The sequence below is a fragment of the Rhizorhabdus sp. genome, assembly GCF_018006725.1.
Taxonomy (GTDB): domain Bacteria; phylum Pseudomonadota; class Alphaproteobacteria; order Sphingomonadales; family Sphingomonadaceae; genus Rhizorhabdus.
In genome coordinates this window covers 1-5,538 of the sequence record NZ_JAGMXV010000278.1, presented here as the reverse complement: position 1 = coordinate 5,538, position 5,538 = coordinate 1, and the positions used below count along the sequence as shown (strand labels likewise).

The 5,538-nt window shown below is 62.3% G+C and carries 7 protein-coding genes and 1 tRNA gene; 2 read left to right on the top strand and 6 right to left on the bottom strand.

Going from position 1 to position 5,538, the window contains the following annotated elements:
- Positions 1–1,110: ThiF family adenylyltransferase (locus tag KAY22_RS23830; protein ID WP_296625628.1), on the bottom strand; the 1,110-nt coding region annotated here is incomplete at its 3' end.
- A complete protein-coding gene (locus KAY22_RS23825) occupies positions 1,085–1,354 on the bottom strand; it encodes a multiubiquitin domain-containing protein (RefSeq protein WP_296625627.1) in 270 nt (89 codons plus the stop codon). The genes KAY22_RS23825 and KAY22_RS23830, both read right to left, overlap by 26 nt.
- Before the next feature lie 122 nt (positions 1,355–1,476).
- Between KAY22_RS23825 and KAY22_RS23820 the strand changes: the two genes are divergently transcribed.
- Complete coding sequence (locus KAY22_RS23820) at positions 1,477–1,821, top strand: helix-turn-helix transcriptional regulator (RefSeq protein ID WP_296625626.1); 345 nt, start codon at positions 1,477–1,479, stop codon at positions 1,819–1,821.
- Positions 1,822–1,884: 63 nt separating this feature from the next.
- Positions 1,885–2,370, top strand: a complete 486-nt coding sequence (locus KAY22_RS23815) for an ImmA/IrrE family metallo-endopeptidase (protein ID WP_296625625.1) — start codon at positions 1,885–1,887, stop codon at positions 2,368–2,370.
- 10 nt (positions 2,371–2,380) lie between these two features.
- Here the strand turns inward: KAY22_RS23815 and KAY22_RS23810 are convergent, their stop codons facing one another.
- The 4 genes from KAY22_RS23810 to KAY22_RS23795 all read right to left on the bottom strand — a co-directional run.
- Entirely contained in the window at positions 2,381–3,847 is a 1,467-nt protein-coding gene (locus KAY22_RS23810) for a nucleotidyl transferase AbiEii/AbiGii toxin family protein (protein WP_296625624.1), read from the bottom strand.
- Positions 3,844–4,659: a hypothetical protein gene (locus tag KAY22_RS23805; RefSeq protein WP_296625623.1), complete on the bottom strand. Its 816-nt coding sequence runs from the start codon at positions 4,657–4,659 to the stop codon at positions 3,844–3,846. The genes KAY22_RS23810 and KAY22_RS23805 overlap by 4 nt, the downstream gene beginning before the upstream one ends.
- Before the next feature lie 482 nt (positions 4,660–5,141).
- Positions 5,142–5,216: transfer RNA gene (locus KAY22_RS23800), tRNA-Gly, on the bottom strand.
- Positions 5,217–5,336: 120 nt separating this feature from the next.
- The coding region (locus KAY22_RS23795; protein WP_296625622.1) for a DUF6065 family protein at positions 5,337–5,538 on the bottom strand (202 nt) is incomplete at its 5' end.

Sequence of the window (5,538 nt, the reverse complement as noted above, 5' to 3'; positions counted from 1 at the left end):
GCTTCCATCCGCGTAAAACCCGCGCAGCTGCTTGAATCGTATCACCGCATAGCAGGCGTTGAGGGCGTTGAGTTCGGCGATCTGGACGTTTTTCCGATAGATGTCGTCCGCATCATCCGACAGTGGCGCAAGTTGCTTGTCCCGGACCGCCGCCGCCGTCTCCGGCGCGTAGTAGGTCGTGCGGACCTGGCCTGACAGGCCGCCCTGCTTGCGGTCGAGCCCCATGCCGACGTCGATGAAGGGGATGTTGAGGCTGATCAACAAGTCGAATATTTCGGCACGCGCCGAGCCCTTGTCGACGCAGACAAAAGAGAAAGTGACGCCGGAAAAGTCTTCGGCGCACGAGCGGTCAATGTACTTTCGGTGCAGCGAGAGGCCTTTGCGGAACGACTCATAGCGCCGCTCGAACACCTCGGTTTTGCCCAGACCGAGATCGCTGTCGTCAAGCTGGCCGGGCGAGCGATAGGCGTTGTGAACGTGGTAGGCGTCGCCGTCGAAACCCCTGATGGCCTTGACCGGGCTTTTGACGAGCAGGTCGAGCACATAGCCACCTGTGCCGCCGAGGCCGATCACGGCGACCACGTCGTTGGCGAGGAGGGCGGCAAGGTCGGCAATTTCGGCGCGGCTGGTTAGAGTGTCCGGGTATTTGAAGACCGATCCTTCGACCGCGTCGGCGTCGATCCGTTTCGTCAGGGGCGTTGCGCCGTGCAGCTCCATGGCCGGCCCCGAGATCACCGTCACATAGTGCTCGATCTTGGCGAAGAAGTCCGGGAAGCCGTTCGGCGGTTTGTTGGAGAACGAGCGCTGCACCACGACATCCGTCTTTCTGAGCGCGATGGTCGTCGCCCCGCCAGCGAGGTTCGGGATCGGTTGGCCATCGAGCCCGTAAGGCACGCCGCCGGCGAAATAGACCTGATGGTCATCCTGCTGCACGCGGACCTTGTCGATATGAACGAGTTTGGCGACGAAGGCGCCGCGCTGCAGCTGCCGGTTGGCGTCGAGATAAGGGATGTCGCGCACGACAAGGTGCGGCCCGTCGATACGGACCGCGTAGCCCTTGTCGACTAGCCGCTGGATGTCGGCGTTATGACTGGCCAGTTTTGTTAACACGGAACCGCATCCCCTCCTTGACCTTCACGCTCGCTCCTGGCGCCAGGATGCCCTCGGGCTTGTTGCCGTGGCCGTGGGTGTAGTTCACCGAGTAGGTGTTCTGCGGATTCTGCGGAAATGTCGGATCCGCCAGCGTCACGACTTCCGTGTAGGAGATGTCGTCTTTCTTGGGGACTTCGTAGGCCGTGCCATCGATGTAGATGGTGACGGTCTTCTCTTTCTTCTCGTCGTGATCGTTGCTCATGACTGACCTATGATATGCGCATCGCGCTGGCCGATTGCGATTTCGCAACCAGCTGGTAGTTATGAAACTGATCCGGGAATTGCAAGATCGCAATTCGTTTAATTTATGCAAGGACGGGGAACATGGCGGAAAACTTCGACAATGAAGCCTTCTACGCCGCACTCAACGCGGTCCGGCTCAGTCGACAGATGACCTGGAAGGATGTGGCCGAGGAGACCGGCGTGAACGCATCGACCCTCTCGCGGATCGGTCAGGGAGCCAACCCTGATGTCAACGGCCTTGCGGCGCTGTTAGCCTGGTCGGCCCTCAAGGCCGAGAGTTTCATCAGAGGCGCAGGAAAAGGCGAACCGGAGCCGATCGCCAAGATCACCGCCCTGCTCCGCGCCGACCCGAAGCTGTCGAAGCAGAGCGCGAGGCTCATCGAGGACATCGTGGTCAGCACCTACAACAAGCTGCGGAGCAAGTGATTGGGGTTTCCGCGGGGATTCAAGGCGCGCGCGAACCGCATTGCCGTCGACATTCGGCGGCGCATGGGGCTGCAGCCGATCGACCCGATCGATCCGGCCGAGATCTGCCGCGCCTTCGATATCGACCTCATGCGTCTGGCGGAGCTGGGCGATCCGCCGGGATCGCATTGCGGCATCGATGAGAGCTGCTTTTCAGCTGTAACCGTGCCCTGCGCCGGCCGGACAGCCATCGTGCACAACTGCTCTCACCATCTCTGGCGCCAGCGCAGCAACATTTGCCACGAACTCGCCCACTGCTTCCTTGGTCATGAATGCACGCCGCCGCTGACGTCTGACGGCGAGCGCATTCATGATAGCGGCATCGAAGCGGAAGCGAATTTTCTCGGCGGCGCTCTGCTCATCACCAATGAAGCGGCAAAGCATATTGTGCTGGACGGCCTGCTGGCGCAGGCCCAGATTCTCTACGGCGTCAGCCGTCCCATGCTGGATTTCCGGCTGCGCATGAGCGGGGCGCTAGCAATCCAGAAGCGGATGCAAGGCGTCCGGTAACTGTGACGGATCAATACCGCGTATCGACCAGATATCCTGTTCGCCCCGAGCATTGACCGCCCCAGTCGTTCTTGTGGGCATTCAGCCTCGTGTCGTAGCTCTTGCGGTTGAACTTCTTCTGGCAGATCGGGCACTGGATCACGTAGGTCGGGCCGCTCGCCGAAAGGCGCGCCGGCGAGCGACGAACCGGGGCGCGAGCGGGACGCGCCGTACCGAAGAGGCCGCTGGTCGAGCGCGTTGCAGTCGACGGGGCGCGCGCCGTCGATGGCGCAACCGCGACAGGACCAGTCGGCGTCAGTTCGATCTGATGGCGCGGCGTGAACGAGCGGTTGGTGACGCGCGCGCCTTCAATGCGATCGAGACGGAGGCCCCGGTGGGCGTTCTTCCCGATATCGTGGGTGTGCAGGATGATGTCGCCGGCCTGCGTCTGGCGCAGCGAATACGGCTCGACGATGCGTGTGGTGCGTTGGCCCTCGACGTCGCGGTAGTCGAGTTCGACCAGGAGCCGGTTGGCGGCGGCAAAGCGGATAACCTCGACATGCGCCTGTCGTGCGGGCGCGATCGGCAGGCGCAGCGCGCGCTCGCGCAAAACAGTTTCACCCTGCCCGCCCACATACGCCGCCGGCACGACCGGCGCCTGACCGCCAGCGAGCCAGTCGAAGAACTCCGGCAAACCATCCCAGAAGGATTCCCAGGGTGGCAGCGAGGGCAGCTGATGCTTCAACATGTTCGACCAGGAGCCTGCGAGGGTTTCCCTGTGCGGCTCCAGCGCCACGAGCGTCGGCAGGTCGATACCCTTATGCTCGCATTTCTGTTTCAAGACATCGATCATGACGGTAGACGTTGGGCGCGCCTCCTCATTTCGGAACAGGTTGATGACGTCATAGAGATCGCGCGGCCGCGTGCGTTCGGCGAGCGCTCGCGTCTTCTCTGCAAAGACTTCTTCGTAAGCGTAGGCCCGCGCGGTGAAGCCGCCCTCTGGCGCATCCGAGTACGGATGATAGACGGCGACCTCGACCGGCGGCAGCACGAGGCGCTCGTCGGCGGTGAGATCGAGCTTGATCCGCGGCCAGCCGCCGCTGCGCGGTGAGACCGGGCCGAGATAGCTGATTTTGCCCTCGCAGGAGATCGTGCCGCGCGGATTCTGATAGATATCGAAATTTTGCTTGTCGGCCGGGATTTCGATGCCGGTGCGATCGTAGATCCATTGCCCGACTTCGCCGAAGACGCGCTTGAGGAAGGTCCCGTCGAGGTGCGCTGCGTCGGTGAGCGTGAAGTCGAGATCTTCCGAGAACCGGTAGGTCTCGAACCAGCATTTCTTGAGACAGGTGCCGCCCTTGAACACCCAGCTGCCGCTGATGTCGGGATGGGCGTAGATGCCGGCCAGCATCCAGCCGAGGACATAGTCCTTCTCGACGACGTTCGGGAGCAACGTTAGGCGCTCAGCTTCGGCGAGGATTTCACGGCGGTCGATCATCGGGGACCACGCTTCGCCCATTGCGCCGGTACGAAGAGCCGCCAGCGCGAGATCAGCCGCGGACACGGCAGGGCCGGGTCGAGCTTGGCGTTGCCTTTGGTGAGGCGCTCGCGGCAAGGAGCGACCAGCGCCATACCGCGTGGATCGGTTTCGGCGAGAAAGCCAAGGCGCTTGAACACGGCGCCATTGCCAAGGTGGTCGGCATAGCCGATCAACAGCGCATCATCGCGATCGGCGCGTTTCAGATAGGCCGCAAGGCAGTCGCTGACGTGTTGGATGCCGCCGCCGAGCGCCGGATCGTCGAGCATGTCGATGAGGGTACGGTGGACATCCGAGACATCGACCTTGCTCTGGCCGCGCCAGACTGGCTTGAGGCCGAAGAGCTTTGCCTTGGCGACACCCTTTAGCGTGAAGGTCGCGCCTTGGCGGCGCTGCTCCTTCTCGCGGAACGGCTGCGCCGTCATGACGACAATGTCGTTGAACACCTGTTCGGTGAGATCCCAGTGCTCTGCGGCGGTGCGGCCGCCAACATAGCAGGGCGCGAACAGCGCGGGCGCGAGCACCCACGGGTCATCGAGAACGAGGCCGCTTTCGAGCGTGCCAAGCGTTGCGGGCACATATCGTCCCCGGCCTACCCGACGCAGCCAGCCCTGCTCGGCCCACCGCGCCATCGTCTTGGCGGCGCGCGTGCGATCGAGCTTCAGAACGCCAACGGCAGTATCGAGCGAAATGACGTCCCCGCCCGCGCGCAGCAACTCGGCCAGACGCTGACGTCCGGCAGGCAGGCGGGGTCTGGAAGACGTATACTGCACAGTCCGGTATTCCCTTTTCCCATGAATTATTGCAACCGGGCTATACCATAAATGCCGCAGGTTAGTACATCAGTATAGCAAAAATTCGTCGATTCGGGGTGTTTCCGCTAACGCAATGAACCACCAGGCAACTTGCCGACGGGGAACGGTCAAGCCGCCGTCCATTCCCTGTCTTCGCGAACGGCATGATGTCTATGACGAAGTCCCGACTGGTCACGAAACGCGACAATTTCAGTCCGACAGCCTCGTCCGCCAATGCCGGATTCGCATAGCGGTCACACGTCAGTGAACGATATGCGGCGCACCAATTAGAGCGTCCAATACGCACGCGCATTAGGGCACAACACGCATCGACACTGATCTGCTCGCATCGAAAAAAATCTGCAGCGGACGGAGGGCGTGCCCCAATCCCACCCCAAACCAAAAAACGGCTTCGCCACACTCGGAGGAGTGTCGCTAACCGTCTGTTTTTAGAGAGTTTTTGGAGCGGGCGAGGCGATTCGAACGCCCGACCCCGACCTTGGCAAGGTCGTGCTCTACCCCTGAGCTACGCCCGCTCGCTGGGTAAAATAGGCCCGGAGGCCTCGGGAGGGCGTCTTTAAGCCGAAAGCCCGTCCGGATGCAAGAGGCGTCTGCTGGCGCGATCGCGGCCAGTCCGCCCAGCCTACCCGCCCAGCCTACCCGCCAAGGCCCGGCAGAGGCGGCTTGGGCGGCATCGGCGTTTTCAGCTTCCGCTTGGTGACGTGGCTTTCGGACTGGCCGCCGGAGACCTTTTGACCCTTCATGTAATGGCGCTGCCACCGGGCCTTCATCGCCTCAGCCTCGAAGTTCTGCAGCCGCTTGTTGAAGTCGCCCCGGCTTTCCGCCCAGACCTTGAAC

Excerpts from the sequence above, each read along its gene's own strand:
- KAY22_RS23820 (WP_296625626.1), top strand. The coding sequence starts at position 1,477 with ATGGCGGAAAACTTCGACAATGAAGCCTTCTACGCCGCACTCAACGCG.
- KAY22_RS23825 (WP_296625627.1), bottom strand. The coding sequence starts at position 1,354 with ATGAGCAACGATCACGACGAGAAGAAAGAGAAGACCGTCACCATCTAC.
- KAY22_RS23810 (WP_296625624.1), bottom strand. The coding sequence starts at position 3,847 with ATGATCGACCGCCGTGAAATCCTCGCCGAAGCTGAGCGCCTAACGTTG.
- KAY22_RS23815 (WP_296625625.1), top strand. The coding sequence starts at position 1,885 with ATGGGGCTGCAGCCGATCGACCCGATCGATCCGGCCGAGATCTGCCGC.